Here is an 18959-nt window from a genome sequence, read left to right on the forward strand (position 1 = left end):
TCAGGGTTAGCGTGGAGTTCTCTCCCGAGGGGATGGCGGCGGGGTCTGTTTCTGCAAAGCCAGGTTCAGATTCTTCTGGGCTCCTGCGTTGCGAGGATCGATCTCCAGGGCCCGGCCATATTCGTTGATCGCTTCGTTCACCCTCCCCGCCAGGTAGAGGGCATTGCCCTTATTAAAATGGGCCCCCGAACTGAAGGGGTCTTGTTGAATGATCTGATCAAATTGCTGGATGGCCTCCGTGAGGTTGCCCCGGGCCTGGAGGGTCAGGCCGAGATTGGTACGAGCCAGTTCCGGGTCGTTCGGGCCGAGCACCAGGGCGCGCCGAAGACACTGAATGGCCTCTTCGGATTTCCCCTGACGCGACAGGAGGGCCCCCAAATCATTAAGCAAGTCGGGTTGGTCGGGGTAAATGGAAAGTGCAAAGCGGTAATGTTCTCCGGCCTCAGCAAGCTGGTTCCGGGCGAAGTATTGCTCACCCAGATAGCCGTGCATCTTCACGCTATCGGGCGAGTAACGGATGGCCTTGAGGTACAGAGTAAATTGATCCCGCCAATCACGATTGCGAATCACGGTTCTGCCCGCGAGAAGCAGGAGGACCACAAGCGCCGCCGCGCGGACAGGGTTTTTCCACACTGTCGGGCGTGCGGTCTCCTCCAGGTAAGCCAACCCCAACCCTCCTAAGAGACAGAATCCGAAAGCCGGCATATAGAGCAAGCGGTCCGCACGAATCGTGCCGATCACTACGATCAGGTTGCTGACAACGGAATACGTAACGGTGAAATATCCCAGGCAGAAGAAAATGTCGGGAGATCGTTTGTGGCTCCAACCCAGGAGGACCAGAAATGCCGCTGTCAGGAAGAGAACCGCCAGCGAGGCCCCATTCGTCCAGTGGTCCAGAACCGGAATTTGGTTGAACGAATAGTCGGGAGAAAAATGGACGGGCAGGATGAGCTGTCCAATGGACACGAAGAAAATCTTCAAGGAAGTCAGCAGGCGACCGGAAAAGCCCGCCGTGACCAGGGGGTTAACCAGAAATTTCGTGGGAGTGATGGAGATCCCCCGGAAGGCAGAAAAACGAAGGGCGACGTACACCAGAGTTGCAGCGATGTAACCGGCGTAGACTCTCCAAAAATCCTGCCGCAGATGCTCGAAGAAGTCTTTGACCTTCCTCTGTGAAAAATAAACCCACTGCGTGAGCAACACGATACCCAGCCAGGTAATGGCGCTCTCCTTGGATAATAATGCGAGGAAATAAAGAATAACTGAGATCACGTAAAGGCGCAGGCGATAAGGCGTTGCTCGCATCCGGATAAAAACAAGCCAGGCGAAAACGAAAAGGAGCATCGCCAGGGCATCGGCCCGGCCACTGATGTAGGTGATGGCTTCGGTCTGGACCGGGTGGACGGCGAACAACAGGCCCGTCAGGAATGCGACCGCCGGCCGCTGTGGCATCAGTCGGCGCACAACCCAGAAGATGCCCAGGCTAGTGAGCACATGAAGCAGGCGATTGAAGAGATGAAAGCTGTCGGGTTGGGGGCCGCTGATCCAGTAGTTGATCGCTAGCGTGAGGGCCGTCAGAGGTCGATACAGGTCCAGCGTCACATTCGGGAAATGCACGAATGGAGCGGTGAAAATCTGAAGGATGGAGGCGGGACTGTGGATGACCGGGTTGCGAACGATGTAATCCATGTCATCCATCACAAAATGGTGCCCCCAACTGTTCACATCACAGAGGAGAGCGGCAGCCAAGATAATCCAGGGTCCATGAAGGATCCGATCTCCGAAGGGGGTGGATTGCTCTTTCCCTGGTTTGCCTCGGGACTTTGACTTGGCAATCTTTTCTTTCATGGTCGCTTTAGCGGATTCAAGGGTGCTGAAGAACCGGAGTCGTCTTTTGAAGCAAAAGGTTCAGATTATTTCTGGCCAGCGTGTAGGTGGGGTCAATCTCCAAGGTCCGGCTGTATTCGGAGATCGCCTCCGAAAATCTGTTTTGGGCCACCAGGGCATTGGCTTTGTTGAAATGGGCGTCGGCATTGGAAGGGTATTGTTGGATGACGAGGTCATATTGCGCGAGGGCCTCCGCCACATGACCTTGTGCCTTCAGCGCTAGCCCGAAATTGTTGCGAATCGCCGGATTTAGTGGGGAGAGAGAAACGGCGCGGTTCAAATAAGCGAATGCCTCCTCTGAATGTCCTTCCCGGCTGAAAAGGCTCCCGAGGTTATTGAGCAAGTCGGGATAGTCCGGTTTGATGGCTTCAGCGATTTTGAATTGTTCGAGGGCCAGGTCCATTTCGCCGCGTGAGAGGTACTGGGCCCCCAGGTTGTTATGGGCCTTGGCACTTTGGGGCGCGTCCTGGACGGTCTGGGCATAAAGAGTGAATTCATCATGCCAGATCCGATTCCTCGAGACCGTTCCTGCGACCAACAAAACGAGAACAGTCGCAGCAACAACCCGTAGAGTATTCTTTGCAGCGGGTCCCTTGAGCGAGGCGATGGCCCGGGCATAGGCAATTCCTCCCAGCAGGAAGATTCCCAGCGAGGGCATATAGAGCAGACGGTCCGCCCGGATCGTCCCAATGGGAATAAACAGATTACTGACCAGCGAGTAGGTTGTGAGGAAATAACCCAGGGCAAAGAAAAGGGAGGGGGCGCGGCGATAGCACCACGCCAGGACAGCGAGCGAAGCCGCAGTCATGACCAGCACCGCCAGCGCAGTCAAACTCCGGACCTGCTGGATCAACGGAATTTGATTGTAGGAATGATCGGCCGAAAGGTGGATGGGCCAGAGCAGCACCCCGAGGGACTCGAACAAGATCTTCAGAGCCGTCAATACACGGTCAATCACCGTCGCATGGGCCAGCGGGTTGTCCAAAAAGGTGACCTCCACCCTTGAGATCCCCTTCAATGCAGAAAATCGCATTGCAAGATAGGCAGCGCTGACGAACAGATAGCCGGCGTACAATTTGACGAAGTGTTCCCGCAGATGAAGCCAGAAGGTCTTGAGTTGACTCTGGGAAAAAAACACGAATTCGGTCAACAGAGCCACCCCCAGCCAGGTGATGGCACTCTCCTTCGAAAGCAAGGCTAGGAAGTAAAAAACCAGGGACCCTGTATATGGACGCGACAATCCGGTACTTCGAGCACGGATAAAAAACAGCCAGCAGAAAACAAAAAGAAACAGCACCAGGCAGTCGCTGCGTCCGCTTATGTAAGTGATGGCCTCGGTCTGGATAGGGTGGACTGCAAACAGCAGGGCGGTGATGATGGCCACCGAGGAATCTGGAATTAATCGACGAAGGATCCAGAAAGCCCCCAGGCTTGTCAGCACGTGCAACAGCCGGTTCACGGCGTGAAACCCGTCCGGATTCAGTCCGTGAATCCCATAGTTGAGAGCGAAGCTCAATGTGGTCAGCGGGCGATACAGTCCGCTCGGCATTCCATACATCAAATTATAGGGAGAAAAGAAAATTTCATGGATATGGCCAAAGCCCCGGATAAGGGGATTCCCGACAATCCGGCTCAGGTCGTCCACGACAAACTGGTGGCCCCAACTATTCCAGTCGCAAGCAAGCGCTGCCAGAATGATGAGCCATTCCCAGCGGCGGAGGCCATCAGGGATGATGGTTCTGGAGGGTTTGGACCTGCGAGTCTTACGGCTTTCCGGGGCAGTTTGAATTCTCATCCACTTGCTCTGTTGAGCCAGGGTCTCATGCGGGCTTTACTGAATGAATCGAACTGATCATACGGGTGCATTTAAGATAGGCGCAACAGGTTTTTGCCGGTCTGCTGCAGAAATCAATCACGCCACTTGAATTCCCCGGACTCAGGTTGAGCGGAGCAAGGGCGGAAGATCGGTATTTTTGTTGTCTTGTCTTTGTGCAGGCCTGGGAATTCCAGGGTTCAATTTGATAAAACAGAACTTGAGCCATCTGCCTCGCACATTCTGGGGACGTTCGCACTAAATCGGGTCTCTCTGGTTACTTAGAATCTGCTTGAGTTCCTTTGAGTCGTCATGCACACTATTTTTTTGCCCGTTCCCTCCACTGAAGTTCGACCGAACCGGCCTCCTGAGTACCGCAGGGTCCTGGGTATTTGGGGGTTATGAGCGAACCAATTTAAAGGCCGAAAGGTGGCCATGCCTGAGAGACGCAAATGGAGCCCGGTCGGGCTCCGTCAGAACAGGAGTCATTCCAAAGGAGAGGCCCGGGAGGGCATTTACCGAAATTATGTCGTGCTGTTCCTCCTAATTGGTGTGGTGTACCTCGCCACGATAACGGATACGGCGTTTGACTGGATCAGCGACGGGCAGGTCATGTTCGATACGGCAGTCAGCCTGCACGAATTCGGGGAATTTGGAATCAGTCCAGCCGAGGTGGATGCCAACACCGGGATGAGTGGGACGACCGATTACTATGGAAAGTACGGTCTGGGCCTCTCCTTCGTCGAACAGATCCCCCTGTGGTTCGTTTCCCCCGTGGAAAAAATCTTCGGAGAGGGGCGAAGCAATGTTCTGTTTCCTTTGATGAACATGCTGATTACCGCCCTTTCGGCGCTCCTTGTTGCTCTGTGTCTTCGCGATTTGGGTTTCCGCTTCCGGACCTGTTCCCTGGGCGCCCTTGGATTTGCCTTTGGCACTCCAGCGTGGCCATACACATCCTATGATTTCAGCGAGCCCCTGCAGGCCCTCTGTTTGGTCGCGGCTTTTTGGTTCATCCTCCACGCGACGAGAAATCATCCTCCCTCTCCAATTCATGTGGCGATGGGCGGTTTTGCCCTGGGATATGCCGTCTTCACCAAAGCGCTGCTGCTCATCGTGATCCCCTGGTACGCCATCTACCTATGGATGTCTTTGGGAGGGGCCCCGCTGAAGCGGCTTCGGCAGTGTGCATGGTTTCTGACGCCCCTGCTCCTGTGGGGAGTCACCCTGGCCGCTCTTAATGTTCATCGTTTCGGATCTATCTTTGAGTTCGGGTATGGAGGAGAAACGAAGAGATTCACTACCCCACTGTTGACGGGACTGTTCGGTTTGCTCCTCAGCCCAAGCAAAGGTCTCATTTTCTATGCTCCCCTCTCGATTCTGGTACTTTGGGCACTGTGGAAGTTCCGCAAGACTTTTTACCGGGAGGTCTTCTTATTTGTCACCGTCTTCGCGGTTATTGTGGTGACAAACTCGATGTGGTGGTCGTGGGAGGGTGGAATTTCATGGGGGCCTCGTCTGCTGATGCCGATGATTCCGCTCCTCGCGGTCAGTGCGGCGATGGTGATTGAGTCCTCGCACTGGACCCTGCCCGTGTTCATCTCCCTCGCAGGGGTCGGAGCCGCGATCAACCTGCTCGGAGTCCTGGTAAATTTCTTGGTCTGGGTCAATGCGGTCGGCGCGAACCAGATCCGGCTCCCCCTCAACCTTCGGGGTCGCTCGGCCTATGCCTTCGTCGAGCACGACGGTAAGCGTTGGGTTCGACCTCCTTTTGCCATGTGGTACATCCCGGCATTGAGTCCTATACGGGGGCATGCGTGGCTGCTACGTCTGCGCTATTTTGGAGTGCCGTTTTCCTTAAACACACTTACTTCTTCCTCTTCAGGCCCCTTGCCGAAAGTCAGCTTTCCTCCGGTCGAAATTGACTTTGCGTTACTTAAAAATGAGTTCGCGCTTTCTCACCTTCGGTCGGCGCATTTTTGGCTTTATGAGACGGTGACGGGCCAGCCGAGGGAGGAGATTTTCACCTATCCGGTGTACGGGATTTCGATTGAGCGGCAAGGGGACCGGGCGGTGGCGAAGGGGGATGGGGAGCGGGCTGTGGAATGTTACGCGCGGGGGGCGGAGCTGGTGCCGAATTACGCCAGTCCGGCGCTGAAGCTGTCGCGGCTGCAGGTGGAACGGGGAAGGGTGGGAGAGGGGGTGGAAACCCTGCGGCGGTATCTGTCGCGGGGAGACCGGAATCAGGACCAGGAACGGGCGGTGCGATTGCAGCTGGCGCAGATCTACGAGAAAGCGGGATACCGGGAGGCGGCACTCGAGCAGTACCGGAGCTATCTCACACTGCAGCCGAGCGAAGAGAACCGGACCGCCATCGAGCGGCACATTGCCGAGCTCTCTAGGGCCCACCCCTGAACGATCTTGAAGTGTGCTAAATTGTCTCAGCGGTTTGCTGCCGTAAGACTCGAGGTGGCGGACCAGGAATTTCCGACCGTCTGCAGATCCTCATGAGCACGAAAACCAAATCACGACGAACTCCGAGGTCCAAAGCAGAGGCTGCAGTCACTGAGCGGACAGATCCGAGCCAGGAGTCCGCGAAATCAGTTGGGAGTTCCACAGGCACGCCCCACCCCAAACGTCATCGACACGTCCATCTCTTCATTCTGATCTGCCTGGTTTACCTTTGCACCCTGACCGACAGAGCCTTCGACTGGATTGGCGATGGCCAGGTGATGTTCGACACGGCGGTCAGTTTACACGAGTTTGGAGAGCTGGGAATCAGTACGGAAGCGGTCCAGGACCTGAGTGAGGGAGGGGGAACGACGGATTATTATGGCAAATACGGGCTCGGGTTCTCGGTGGTGGAACAGGTTCCGCTCATGTTGGTGACGCCGGTCGAGAAGCTCTTCGGCGAGGGGAGGAGCAATGTCCTCTTTCCGATGATGAATATGCTCCTCACCGCCCTGACGGCCTTGCTGGTGGCACTGTGCCTTCAGGAGATGGGCTTTCGATCCAGAACGCAATGGTGGGCAGCCCTGGGGTTCGCTTTTGCGACTCCTGCATGGCCTTATGTGTCGTACGACTTCAGCGAACCTCTGCAGGCTCTTTGTCTGATTGCAGCCTTCTGGTTTTCACTTCGAGTGAAAGAAGCCAGACAGCCCTCTTTCCTCTATCCAGCGTTGGTTGGATTCGCGCTTGGATTCGCCGTCCTCTCAAAGCAGCAGCTCGTGATTCTGATTCCCGCCTATGCCCTCTACCTCTGGATGTGCTTGGTCGGAGGCAGGAAGCAGAGGCAGCGCAGTTTCGGATGGTTCATGATTACCCTGGGCATTTGGGGAGTGGCGATTGCCGCGCTCAATCACCATCGGTTCGGCTCCATTTTCGCTTCCGGCTACGGCGATATCGGGATGAAATTCAGCACACCCATCCTGACCGGCTTGTACGGTCTTTTGATTGGCCCCAACAAAGGGATCGTCTTTTATGCACCCCTCACTGTCCTGGTTCCCTGGTCCCTTTGGAAGATGCGCCGCCAGTACCGCATTGAATTGGCATATTTTGCGTCGGTTTTTGCTCTGCATATCCTGTTGATCTCGAAATGGTACTCCTGGGAGGGAGGGGCATCCTGGGGTCCCCGCCTGCTGATGTCAGTGATCCCTCTGATGGTAGTGTGTGCGGCCATGCTTCTGGATTCGGTGCGATGGTCTTTCCATGCCTTTGTCGGCTGTGTGGCTGCTGGAATCATCATTAACCTCCTTGGGGTGTCAATGAATTTTCTGGTGTGGTTGAACGCCGTGGACACAAATCGCATCCGTCTTCCTCTGGAGACTCGCGGGAGGCCAACCCGAGAGTATATTGAGCATGATGGAAAACGATGGTTCCGTCCCTACCTCGCGACTAACTTTGTCCCGGTCCTGAGCCCAATTCTGGGACATGCATGGCTCCTTCGATTGCGTTACAGGGGAATTCCTTTCAGACTGAACGGAACGAATGACGGGTCGACACCGATGGTCTCGTATCCGCCGATAGAGATCAACTTGGGGTTGATCAAAGACCCTTTTTTTCAATCCCACCTTCGGTCGCCGCATTTCTGGCTTTATGAGACGGTGACTCATCAGCCCCGAGAGGAGATTTTCACCTATCCGGTGTATGGGATTTCGATTGAGCGGCAAGGGGACCGGGCGGTGGCGAAGGGGGATGGAGAGCGGGCTGTGGAATGTTACGCGCGGGCGGCGGAACTGGTGCCGAATTACGCCAGTCCGGCGTTGAAGCTGTCGCGGCTGCAGGTGGAACGGGGGAGGGTGGGAGAGGGGGTGGAGACCCTGCGGCGGTACCTTTCCCGGGGAGACCGGAATCAGGATCAGGAACGGGCGGTGCGACTGCAGCTGGCACGGATCTACGAAAAGGCGGGATACCGGGAGGCGGCGCTCGACCAGTTTCAGAGCTATCTCACACTGCAGCCGAGCGAGGAGAACCGGACCGCCATCGAGCGGCACATGGCCGAACTCACGGGGGTCCACCGTTGAACGATCTTGAAGTGTGCTAAATTGTCGGAGCGGTTTGCCGCCGAAAGAATCGCTTTGGCGAATCCGGAGTTTCCATTCGCCTGCAGATCCTCATGAGCACGAAAACCAAATCACGACAGACTCCAAGGTCCCCAATGGCGGCTGCGGCCACCAAGCGGACCGGTCCAAGTCAAGAGTCCGCGAAATCCGGTGGGAGTTCCCTAGGTCCGCCCCGCCCCACGCGTCGTCGACACATCCTTCTCTTTATCCTGATCTGCCTGGTTTACCTTTGCACCATGACCGACAAGGCTTTCGACTGGATCACTGATGGTCAGGTGATGTTCGACACGGCGGTCAGCTTGCACGAGTTCGGAGAACTAGGCATCAGTCCCGAGTCGGTCCAGAAACCAACCGCCTTAGATGATGCCTCCGACCATTATGGAAAATATGGCCTCGGACTCTCGGTGGTGGAACAGGTTCCACTCTTGCTGGTGACGCCGGTGGAGAGGATCTTCGGTGAGGGCAGAAGCAACGTCCTCTTTCCGATGATGAATATGATCGTCACGGCTCTGACCGCCTTGCTGGTGGCACTCTGCCTGCAGGATCTGGGCTTTCGATCCGCATGGCAATGGTGGGCAGCTGTGGGGTTCGCTTTTGCAACCCCTGCATGGCCTTACGTGTCGTACGACTTCAGCGAACCCTTGCAAGCTCTTTGTCTGGTTGCAGCCTTCTGGTTCCTCTTGCACGCAACAAAAGTCCTTCCACGCTCCTCTCTCTGGGTGGCTGCGGCAGGATTTACCTTGGGGTTTGCAGTTCTAACGAAACAGCAACTTGTCATTCTAGTTCCAGCTTACATCCTTTACTTCTGGATTGCCATTCCCGGTCCCGGACTGCCGAAGCGTCGCCTCCTGGGGTGGTTTCTGCTTCCCATGATCGTTTGGGGGGGTGCGATCGCCGCTCTTAATCTCTATCGATTCGGCTCGATCTTCGCGTCCGGTTATGAACGCCTCGATTCAAAATTCAACACGCCCTTGTTGAGCGGCTTGTACGGCCTGTTGCTTAGTCCGAACAAAGGGATCATCTTCTATGCGCCCCTGAGTATTCTGGTTCCATGGTCTCTTTGGAAGCTCCGCAAGAGCAATCGCCGGGAACTGACTTTTTTTTCAGCGGTGTTCCTGATCCAGATCGTTCTGATAGCAAAATGGTTTGCGTGGGAAGGGGGAGCGTCCTGGGGCCCGCGCTTGTTGATGCCCATCATCCCTCTCCTGACAGTTTGTGCCTCCATGCTGCTTGGGTCCATCCATGGTTCGTTCCCGGCTTTTGTGAGTTGTGTCACTTTGGGGGTTCTAGTTAACTTTCTCGGGGTTTCAGTCAACTTTCTCACCTGGTTGAACGCGGTCGACACCAACACGATTCGTCTTCCCCTGCAAATTCGAGGGCGTAGTCCGAAGTTGTATGTGGAACACGATGGGAAACGCTGGTTTCGACCATACACTGCAACCAACTATGTCCCGGCCCTGAGCCCCATCCTGGGCCACGTCTGGCTTTTAAGGCTGAGGTATTTCGGGATCCCCTTCTCCCTGGAAGCATTGGAAAACGGTACGCTGACCTCCCCGGTGGTGTCGTATCCTCCGATTGAGATGAATTTCACGTTGTCGGATGATCCGTTTTTTCGTTCACAGCTGGGGTCAGCCCATTTTTGGTTGTACGAAACGTTGACGCATCAACGGCGCGAGGAAATCTTTACGTACCCCGTGTATGGAATCTCGATCGAACGCCAGGGAGACCGGGCAGCGGCAAAAGGCAATCAGGAGCGGGCCCTGGAGTGTTACTCTCGAGCAGTCAGGTTGGTGCCGAATTATGCCAGTCCGGCGCTGAAGCTGTCGCGGCTGCAGGTGGAACGGGGAAGGGTGGGAGAGGGGGTGGAGACCCTGCGGCGGTATCTGTCACAGGGGGAGCAGAATCGGGATCAGGAGCGGGCCGTGCGTCTGCAACTGGCGCAGATCTACGAGACCATCGGATCTCGCGACGCCGCCGTGGAACAATTTCGGATTTACCTCACGCTGCAGCCGAGCGAGGAGAATCGGAATGCGGTTCAGCGTCACCTTCTGGAACTTGCCACACCGCACCCATGAAAAATTCTGTTCATGAACTTGGCGGGCCGGGCTCGATCGCTCCTCCCGTGCTGAGCGGACCAAGCGGGCTGGTGTGATTTATTTCAACGGAAGCCATGCGCGAGGCCATTCCTTGCTGAGTCTCTTGTGCAGTCCGAGGCTGCCATTTCTTCGGGACGATACGCGCTTCGAGCAGAGTCATCATGGGGGACAATCGGCCATGATATCGAGGGCGCGTCAAAAGCTTTTTTGAAAGACCTTATGAAATCGGATTCGCCAATCCAAAATGACAGGCAGCCGGGAACCTTGTTGCATTCCGAGCCGGGCCCACGGACCGTTTCCATCAAGGTGTGGGTCGCGGCCGCCCTCCTCTTGACGCTTTTTGCAGCGCAAAACATCTACGAGATGCGTCGCGAGAGTTGCACGAGTGATGAGGTGGTGCACCTTCCGGCCGGCCTCACCTACCTGCTGAAACGAGATTTTCGTTTGAATCCGGAACATCCTCCGCTCCTCAAGGTGCTGTGTGCCCTCCCGTTGCTGGCCCTCCGTCCCCGGGTCGATTTCAATGACCCGGCGTGGAGTGTTCCACCCCACCAGTCAGAGTTTGGATCGCATCTGTTGTACTCCAACGATGCGGACCGCCTGCTTTTTTGGGGCCGCCTGCCGATTGTTCTAATTTCCACCACCCTGGGATTCTTCGTTTTTCGTTGGGCTCAACAGCTTTATGGAAGCACTTCCGGGTTATTCGCTTTGGGGTTATTTGCTTTTTCGCCTAATCTCGTCGCCCATTCTCATTTTGTGACCACCGATGCCGGGGTCACCGCCTTCCTCACAATCGCCTTTTATTTTTTATGGCGGCATTTATGTCGGGGGGACCGGCGAGCGCTCTACTGGAGTTCGCTGACAATGGGAGCGGCCCTCGCTGCAAAATTCAGCGCAATCGTCCTCTTTCCTGTTGCACTCATTCTTCTGTGGGTATTTCCCCGAGCCGATTCTAAAGCCAATGCCCCTGTGGCGGCGTCAACCTCCGGAGATCCCCAGAAGCATCGGAATGCGAAAGCTCAAAGAAGACCCCGGAAGAGGAACGAGTCTTTTCGCCTCCCAAAAGGATCCTGGAAGTCATTTCTGCGATTAGATCGGTCGAAACTATTCGCCCTGACCATCCTGGTGGGCGTTTGCCTTCTGGTGGTGCAGGGTGCTTATTTGGGATCTCACGACCCCACCCTCTATTACAAGGGAATGGAGCAGGTCAACAAAAACCATCGCCCCGATTTCCTTTATTACTTTTATGGCACCTTCAAAGAGGGGGGCTGGTGGTATTACTTTCTTGCCGCGTTCCTGGTTAAAGCGACGTCTCCCTTCATCATTCTGGTTTTGCTCCGGGGTGCTCTTTTTGTGAAGAACTGGAAGCAAGAGTGGAAAACCGCTGCTTTTCTCACCCTTCCGGCTGCCGTTTATTTTGCGGCAGTCTCGGCACTTGCCGATCCACTGGGGGTGCGCTACCTGCTTCCCGTTTTTCCATTTCTCATGGTCTATGCAGCCGGAGCTCTGAGTCTCCTGGCCCCGAAGAAACTAGCTTTCTGGACGCTCTGGATTCTTCTGGGGTGGCATGTTGCATCGTCCGTGATGGCATTTCCACATCATCTATCCTACTTCAACGAATTTGTCGGAGGACCTACTCATGGCATGGACTGGTTGGATGACTCCAACGTGGACTGGGGCCAGGAGCTGAAGTCTTTGAGAAAAGTCCTGGATGAACGCGGTATCTCATCTGTCACGCTCTATTCATTTTCGAGGTTTGACAATCCCGAATATTATGGAATCCACTGTATCCGTCCGACTCGTTTTGAATGGGCTGCCATCGTAACAAACCCCGCTCCACCCCACGGGTTTTATGCCGTCAGTGCACACTGGTTGGCCCGACAGAAGGCCCTGGGTGTTGATTGGATGAAACGATTTCCCGTTATAGCAAACCTCGGAAACTCGATGCTCGTGTTCCAGATTTCATGAGGAGGGTTCTCGAGTCATGCGGCGGTAGGCCGAGAGGCGAGCCGTAGGTTCTGGGGTCCGGTGTGTCCGACTTCCTGGAGCAGAAGCTGAGGATTTCACCTGCTCCCGCTCCCGGATGGACCTTTTCCGATGCCGGTGCAACCACTGTAGTATAATCCGCCCGTTCCACTGGGGGTTTATGTACAAGGGACTGAAAATCACTGTGGTCATTCCCTGTCTAAACGAAGAGGATGGCATCCGGAAGGTCTTAAGCAATGTCCCGGCGTTTGTCGATGAAGTTCTGGTCGTCGATAACTCTTCGACCGACCGGACCGCGGAAGTCGCGCAATCGATGGGGGCCAAAGTAATCACCGAGGAGCTGCGTGGCTATGGAAGGGCATACAAGAAGGGACTCCTTCACGCCGCGGGTGACGTCATTGTGACCCTGGACGGCGACCACTCCTATCCGGTGGACGCCATTTCCTACTTGATTGAATCGTTGCTTCGTGAAAAGGTCGGCTTTGTATCCGCCTCCCGCTTTCCTATTCTCAATCCTCAGTCCATGTCGATGAAGCACCATATCGGAAATTCCATCCTTTCACTGGTGTTTTCCACTCTGTTCTGGCGGTGGGTGCGGGATTCTCAGTCGGGGATGTGGGTATTCTATAAGTGGGGGCTGGAATACATGCAGCTCTACAGCGATGGGATGCCGTTTTCCGAAGAGATCAAGATCGAAGCGATTACCCATCGCAAGATAGGTTTCAAGGAAATCCATATTGAGTACTCCACCCGGGTGGGAGAGAAGAAACTGCAACCGTGGAGAGATGGGATCGAGAACCTGGTCTACCTCTTCCGGAAGCGGTGGTTGGTCTGGCGACGGCACTGGTTCAAGTCACCCGATAACGAGACAGCAGCCCCATGAAGGAATCATCCCTCCGAATCGGGAAAGATCAGAGATGGCGAGACCTCACCCTTCTGATCCTCCTGGTCCTTTTGAGTTCGCTGCCCTTCCTTCATCGTGCCATTCACCTGGACGAGAATACCTACCTGACCCTGGCGCGAAATGTATCGACTCATTTCTGGTTTCCCCAGGACTTAAACGGCCTCTGGTTTGGGATTCCGGTTTTGAACTTCAGCGGGCATACACACCCGGTCGGCCTGGCGTATTATCTGGCCCTGCTCCTCGACATTTCCCCTCATGGCGGGGAATGGCCGTTGCGTCTGGGATTTCTGGTGTTTCCTCTTGGTTACTCGGTTGCGGGGTACCTCCTGGCCTGTCGTTTTACGAAGTCTCCATTCTGGGCCGCCGCTTTAATGATGGCGACGCCGGCCGTCCTGGTCTTCTCTCCCACCTTGATGCCGGATCTTCCGATGACCGCCTTCTGGCTCTTTGCTGCCCTGAGCTTTCTGACGGGCCTTGACGATGGAAAGTTCTGGAAACTGTTCCTGGCCGGTATACTCCTGATTTGTGCAACGTTGATCAGTTATCAGGCGATATTCATGAGCGTTTTGCTGGCGGTCTACGCGCGGGTTCGCGGGGAGCATCGCGCAAGAGTCTTCGCGTGTCTTGCCTTACCCATTGTCTTTCTTGCAATGTACTGGTATGCCGGCTATGTCCATTATGGTTTTTTCGCGGCCACCCGGAGCGGAAAGTACCTCGCGCTCTCAAATATATTTGGCCTGGAGTACTTCAGACAGAAATTTCTGGGGATGTTGTCCACCCTTGGTGCCACGACCATTTTTTGCCTTTCCCTGCTGTGGGTGTTTGGGAGGTCGGCCGGATGGAAGAAATCTTGTATCGTGGGGTTGCTGGCGGTGGTTGCGAACCTCTTCTTGCCAGCGGGCTATTCGCCGTTTGAGCGGGCGGAGTTCTTCCTTTTTGCCGTCACGGGGATGATGGTGCTGTGGTTCATGACAAGCGCCCTGGCTCAAGCCTTGAAAGGATTAGTTTCCGATGACTCCTCTCAGGCCAACGATCTTCTCCTGGTCTTGTGGGTATTAGGCGTAGCGATTTACACGGTTCTCCTGGCTGAATTTACGGCAGCAAGATATGTTGCCCCGCTGGTCCCTCCCCTCGCAATTTGTTTTATGAGGCGTATCGAGGAGTTTTCACGGAGGGATGGGAGACCATGGAACAATTTCATTCGAGTGACAACCTTTGCCACCTGGTTTTTGGCCGCTGGAATCGCCTATGCGGACTCGCAGTATGTGGGTTCCTATCGGGAGTTCTCCCAGTGGTTCTCGGGGAAGTACAGTCAGCCCGGCGGAAGAATTTGGGTGGGAAGCGAGGCCGGGTTGCGTTATTACATGGAGCGGGTGGGCGGCCATCCCCTCGTCAATGCCTACAGTCCTGTTCTCCCCGGTGTGCTGCCCGGCACGGCGTGGGGGGAGGCCCATTTCGGGAAGCCGGGGCTGAACGATTTGCTCGTGCGGCCCGCCAGTTTCCTCCGTTACGACCTCACTCCCGATTTGGAACTGTCGGCCACGATTGACTCCAGAAGGTTAACATCCTCGTTTCCAATCCGCACCTATGGCCCGGCCGCCCATGCGGGTCTTCATGGGACTAACGTCGGGCTTCTTCCATACGCGATTTCTTTGGCGCCTCTGGATCAGATTGAAGTTTACAGATACAACGTCTTTGCCTATGGTTCGCAAGATGCAATCGCCTCAGCATTTCCAAGGAATGAAATTCATGAGACGATGATGACCATTGGGGGAGTGCGGCGGACTGTTATTGTCCTGTCTTCCCGGGCACGGTTGTCTTACTCTGTGATAGTGCCCAAAGGATCCGTGCTCACTGGAGAAGCTGCGATTGACGACTCGTCAACAGCCGGCTCACAGTGCAAAGTGGAGCTTCTCGTTTCCGTCCATCCTGGATATGCCTCACCCGAAGCACCTTGCCGGGAAGTCATTCTCAGTCCGCGACGGTCGGCAATGAAGGAGCCTGTTCCACCGGTCCGGTTTTCCTGCGAGCTGGGTACTTTTGAGGATCAGCGGGTTCAACTTAGTTTCGAAATAAAGAGGGCCCCAGACACGGAACGCCTTTGTCCGGGAGTTGCGCTGTGGAATCTGCAGTGGATCCCGGATCCCCATTAAGAGACCCTTGTGCCGGCCTCGATTCTGTGAGGATATTAATGCGGATACGGACATTCAGGACCCTGTAGTATTTTCTGATGGATTGAAGGAGAGACCAAGAGAGTCTTTTTGAATTTTGCCGGAAGGGGATCAAACTCATTCTTCCGGGGCCCACGGACTGAGTTCGTGACGGGCCAGGGGCGGCGAAGAATCCAGTGGGGGCGGACGTCATCGGAAGTGAGTTCCAGGGTCCAATGCCGCGCAGATTGAGACGAGGCAAGCATTCATGTTGAGGTACAAGGACGGGATTTTGCTTATTGATGAGAGGCGGCTGAAGAACTTGGTCGACGAGGCGGAGACGCCCTTCTTTCTCTTCAGCGAGGCCCAACTGCGCGCCAATTATGCCGCCCTGGAGCGCGGTCTCTCACAACCTGGAGGTCAGGCTGCCATTCGGTACTGCGCCAAAACAAATAACGAAGCGGGGGTGTTGAGGGTGCTGGCCTCTTGTGGAAGCCAGATCATGGCCTCTCACCCCGCCGAGGTTCAGCTGGCCTTGCAGTGCGGCTTTACCCCTGAAAGAATTGCCTATCAGCGGCCGGTTCTGATGGAACATGAAGTGGAAGACGTGTTGAAGGGGGGAATAACCCTCGTGCATGCCTACCGGCAGGAGGATTTGGAGATACTCGAAAAGGTTGCGGCAAAGCTCGGAAAAGAAATCCGGATTTCCCTTCGGGTCCGAAATGATTCGTTTCTCCTGCGGCTCTCTCCTCTGAATCTCTTGTCGCGCCGTTTGGGGTTTCAGGAGAGCGGAATCGATGCGGCGGTGGAGCGAATTGTCGGGTCCCGGTCCTTGAAACTGCACGCGCTCAATTTCTACTGCGGGACCCAGCAGGAATCGACGTCGAGTTTTAAGGGCCTGATCCATACGGTCGTCAAAATCTGCTTGAGGATAAGGAGCCGGTTTAGCATTGCTCCCGTGGAGATTAATTTCGGTGGAGGAATTCCTTCGCATTCCTTGAACCGGGTAAGACTTCCCAGGTTTTGGGATCGGTGGGGGGATCGGTTGGAGGAGTCAGAACCCGCGCTGGCTCTGGAGCAATTTGGTCGAGCCCTCGCTGGACAATTCATTCAGGAGTCTCACAAAGCCGGGCTTGACCCGCGGCCGGCGGTGGCAGCCGAACCTGGCCGATCCATTGTGAGTAATGCCGGAGTCCTCTTGACGCGCGTCCACGCGCTGGAAGAAGATTGGGCATTTCTTGATGCAAGTCACAATTATCTCGGCGAATCAGTCCTGTTCTTCAGGCGCAGGATTCTTCCGCTCGTCGGTGGGGAAAGGCAGCGACTGCGATACTATCATCTTTCTGGGAACACCTTGAATACGATGGACGTCCTTGACTTGAGGCGGCGGCTGCCTCGGCTCGAGGTCGGCGATGTCCTCTGCTTTGCCGACGCCGGCGCTTACACCATCTCTCGTGCCAGTCGGTACGCAGGCCTGAGTCCGGCAGTCTATTTGCTTCAGCTGGACGGAACGATGCGGTTGATCCGCCGCCGCGAGGAATTTTCGGATTTGACAGGCCCCATGACCATACCGGAAGACCGGGAGGGATCCCCGCGTGCCTGATGATGGGAATCAGTACTCTCCGACGTTGGTCACCGGGGCTTCGGGGTTCATCGGCCGGCGTTTGATCCAGACTCTATTGCAGATGAATAGGCAGGTCATTGCCTTCTCCCGCCGGCCTGAAGCTCTTTCTGATTTGAAAAACCCTGTACTTCAGATTTATCAGGTCGACTTGGAAGATCCCGGGTCCTACGTGCCCTACCTCGAAAAGGAAGTCACCATCTTTCATCTGGCAGCCGTCAGGAGTCGGCCGGGTTCCCCGCCCGAGCTATTCCGAAAGGTGAACGAGATGGCGAGTTTGAAGCTGGCACGCGCATCCGTGCAGGTGGCCGTGCGCAAATTCGTGTACGTGTCCTCGGCGGTTGTATTTGGACCCTCCTTCGGGAGTCCTGTCAGTGAAGCAGGCGGTCTCAGTGAAGGCATGATGGGGGATTGCTATATCGCGTCGAGGGTGCGTTCTCTGCGTGCGATGCAAGGGGTCATGGTGAACGAAGGGCTTCCCCTCGTCACGCTCTGTCCCACGATCGTATTCGGCCCGGATCATCCGTCCTCTCCAAATAAGATTACCTCGCACATCCGCCGGATAGTTCGCTCCGGTCGTGACGTTGTCGTGGCGGGTGGGGTTCAGAAAAGGAATCTTGTTTTTGTGGACGATGTTATTCGCGGTATGCTTTTGGCTGAAAAGCTTGGAAACTACGGAGAAATATTTATCCTCGGAGGGGAAGACATCTCCCACCGGGCGTTTGATGAGATGATTTTGACACTCTCAGGACGGAAACCTCCGATGTGCCTGTCAATTCCGCCGTGGCTGGCGCGCACCTCCACGCGGTGGCTGGACAGGCTCTTGAATCATGAGCGGTGTTCTGGATATGAGAGTGCCGTGAAGGTGCTGACGGCGGGATGGCAGTACAGTTCTCAGAAAGCCGCCCGGGTTTTGGGTTATGAGTGGAACCCCATTCGGAGTGGCCTTTTGAAAACCATTTCCTTTATCAAGGGTGAGGTTCAATGACCAAGGCTCAAGTGCCACAAGGAGTTCTCGATTTGGACTGGGAAGCTCAGTTGAGGAAGCGCCGCGAGCAGCGCGAACAATGGGACACGCTGGCCAGTGCGATGCCTGACCTCCTGCCCGCTTCATCGACGGCTTATTACCGTCGATGTGAAATCGCATTAATTCAGCGCTCCTTTGGCTCGTTGAAAGGCAAACGGGTCTTGAAGCTTGATCTCTGGAATGAAGCCGTGAACACCCGGATTCTCAATTGGATGAAGTCTGAGGGCGCTCAAGCCTTCGGCATTGACATCAGCTACGTGACGACCAGTCGAGCCCTGGGGAATTCGGTCCTGAACGGTGGCCCGCTCCACTTGTCTCAGGCCGATATTCGCAATCTTCCCTTCGAAGATGATTCCTTCGATCTGGTGTACACCATGGGGACGATTGAGCACATCGATGAGTACCATGAGGCTTTGTGCGAGGTGCACCGCACACTCAGGGTCGGGGGAAAGGCGATTGTCGGCGTCCCTCACAAGTGGAATATTTTTCTTCGGCCATTGATGGTCAGTGTTCTGGATTTTTTCGACAAGTATCCCTACAGCCCGGAGAAATCGTTCAGTTCCAAGGAGCTTCGTCAGGTGGTGGAGAGGGCAGGATTCAAGGTCTGCCGACGTGCCGGTATCCTGACGGTTCCCGGGATCATCCGCATGGCCGACCTCTTCTTCTTCCGCCGCAACATCCCCGCCTATAAACTCACCCCCCTTCTCCTGTGGCCGTTTGACTACCTGGAGACCCACTGGGAATGGCCCGGACTCTTCGGTTACCTGTTGGCGTTGGTGGTTGAAAAGGAATCATAGAACAGCGTTCGGCATCATCGATGTTCGAGACCCACGCCTTCCATCCTTACTTCCCTTGAAGTCCGGAAGCGTATTCCCGCTTTCGCAGGGCGAGGATGGAGCAAGCTGTACCAAACCAA

At 55.5% G+C, this 18959-nt stretch carries 11 protein-coding genes; 9 read left to right on the top strand and 2 right to left on the bottom strand.

Translation table 11 applies throughout. The features are described from left to right. Window positions 1-6 precede the first annotated feature (6 nt). Together LAO21_15535 and LAO21_15540 are read right to left on the bottom strand one after the other, a co-directional pair. Complete coding sequence (locus tag LAO21_15535) at window positions 7-1848, bottom strand: tetratricopeptide repeat protein (GenBank protein ID MBZ5554128.1); 1842 nt, start codon at window positions 1846-1848, stop codon at window positions 7-9. Window positions 1849-1864: 16 nt separating this feature from the next. Then, on the bottom strand, window positions 1865-3682 hold the full coding sequence (locus tag LAO21_15540) for a tetratricopeptide repeat protein (protein MBZ5554129.1): 1818 nt from the start codon (window positions 3680-3682) through the stop codon (window positions 1865-1867). Between the two features lie 453 nt (window positions 3683-4135). Here LAO21_15540 and LAO21_15545 point away from each other — a divergent pair, with 453 nt between their 5' ends. The 9 genes from LAO21_15545 (at window position 4136) to LAO21_15585 (ending at window position 18840) form a co-directional block, all read left to right on the top strand. Beyond that, window positions 4136-6112, top strand: a complete 1977-nt coding sequence (locus LAO21_15545) for a hypothetical protein (GenBank protein ID MBZ5554130.1) — start codon at window positions 4136-4138, stop codon at window positions 6110-6112. Between the two features lie 92 nt (window positions 6113-6204). Beyond that, complete coding sequence (locus LAO21_15550) at window positions 6205-8220, top strand: glycosyltransferase family 39 protein (protein ID MBZ5554131.1); 2016 nt, start codon at window positions 6205-6207, stop codon at window positions 8218-8220. A 275-nt stretch (window positions 8221-8495) separates the two neighbouring features. Then, window positions 8496-10334 (top strand): hypothetical protein, encoded by a 1839-nt coding sequence (locus tag LAO21_15555; protein ID MBZ5554132.1) that lies wholly within the window; start codon window positions 8496-8498, stop codon window positions 10332-10334. A gap of 240 nt (window positions 10335-10574) precedes the next feature. Further along, a complete protein-coding gene (locus tag LAO21_15560) occupies window positions 10575-12323 on the top strand; it encodes a glycosyltransferase family 39 protein (GenBank protein ID MBZ5554133.1) in 1749 nt (582 codons plus the stop codon). Between the two features lie 178 nt (window positions 12324-12501). Further along, window positions 12502-13224 (top strand): glycosyltransferase family 2 protein, encoded by a 723-nt coding sequence (locus LAO21_15565; protein MBZ5554134.1) that lies wholly within the window; start codon window positions 12502-12504, stop codon window positions 13222-13224. Further along, window positions 13221-15398: a glycosyltransferase family 39 protein gene (locus tag LAO21_15570; GenBank protein ID MBZ5554135.1), complete on the top strand. Its 2178-nt coding sequence runs from the start codon at window positions 13221-13223 to the stop codon at window positions 15396-15398. The genes LAO21_15565 and LAO21_15570 overlap by 4 nt, the downstream gene beginning before the upstream one ends. A gap of 265 nt (window positions 15399-15663) precedes the next feature. Further along, complete coding sequence (locus LAO21_15575; protein MBZ5554136.1) at window positions 15664-16998, top strand: hypothetical protein; 1335 nt, start codon at window positions 15664-15666, stop codon at window positions 16996-16998. After that, window positions 16991-18004, top strand: coding sequence for an NAD-dependent epimerase/dehydratase family protein (locus LAO21_15580; protein ID MBZ5554137.1), 1014 nt, complete (start codon window positions 16991-16993; stop codon window positions 18002-18004). Before LAO21_15575 ends, LAO21_15580 begins: the two co-directional genes overlap by 8 nt. After that, window positions 18001-18840: a class I SAM-dependent methyltransferase gene (locus LAO21_15585; GenBank protein ID MBZ5554138.1), complete on the top strand. Its 840-nt coding sequence runs from the start codon at window positions 18001-18003 to the stop codon at window positions 18838-18840. Before LAO21_15580 ends, LAO21_15585 begins: the two co-directional genes overlap by 4 nt. Window positions 18841-18959: the final 119 nt, after the last annotated feature.

Source organism: Terriglobia bacterium (assembly GCA_020073085.1).
GTDB lineage: Bacteria > Acidobacteriota > Terriglobia > JAIQFV01 > JAIQFV01 > JAIQFV01.

Bases quoted from the DNA above. Each gene is read 5' to 3' on its own strand.
- LAO21_15550 (MBZ5554131.1), top strand. From the start codon at position 6,205: ATGAGCACGAAAACCAAATCACGACGAACTCCGAGGTCCAAAGCAGAG.
- LAO21_15575 (MBZ5554136.1), top strand. From the start codon at position 15,664: ATGTTGAGGTACAAGGACGGGATTTTGCTTATTGATGAGAGGCGGCTG.
- LAO21_15560 (MBZ5554133.1), top strand. From the start codon at position 10,575: ATGAAATCGGATTCGCCAATCCAAAATGACAGGCAGCCGGGAACCTTG.
- LAO21_15545 (MBZ5554130.1), top strand. From the start codon at position 4,136: ATGCCTGAGAGACGCAAATGGAGCCCGGTCGGGCTCCGTCAGAACAGG.
- LAO21_15585 (MBZ5554138.1), top strand. From the start codon at position 18,001: ATGACCAAGGCTCAAGTGCCACAAGGAGTTCTCGATTTGGACTGGGAA.
- LAO21_15535 (MBZ5554128.1), bottom strand. From the start codon at position 1,848: ATGAAAGAAAAGATTGCCAAGTCAAAGTCCCGAGGCAAACCAGGGAAA.
- LAO21_15555 (MBZ5554132.1), top strand. From the start codon at position 8,496: ATGACCGACAAGGCTTTCGACTGGATCACTGATGGTCAGGTGATGTTC.
- LAO21_15570 (MBZ5554135.1), top strand. From the start codon at position 13,221: ATGAAGGAATCATCCCTCCGAATCGGGAAAGATCAGAGATGGCGAGAC.
- LAO21_15565 (MBZ5554134.1), top strand. From the start codon at position 12,502: ATGTACAAGGGACTGAAAATCACTGTGGTCATTCCCTGTCTAAACGAA.
- LAO21_15540 (MBZ5554129.1), bottom strand. From the start codon at position 3,682: ATGAGAATTCAAACTGCCCCGGAAAGCCGTAAGACTCGCAGGTCCAAA.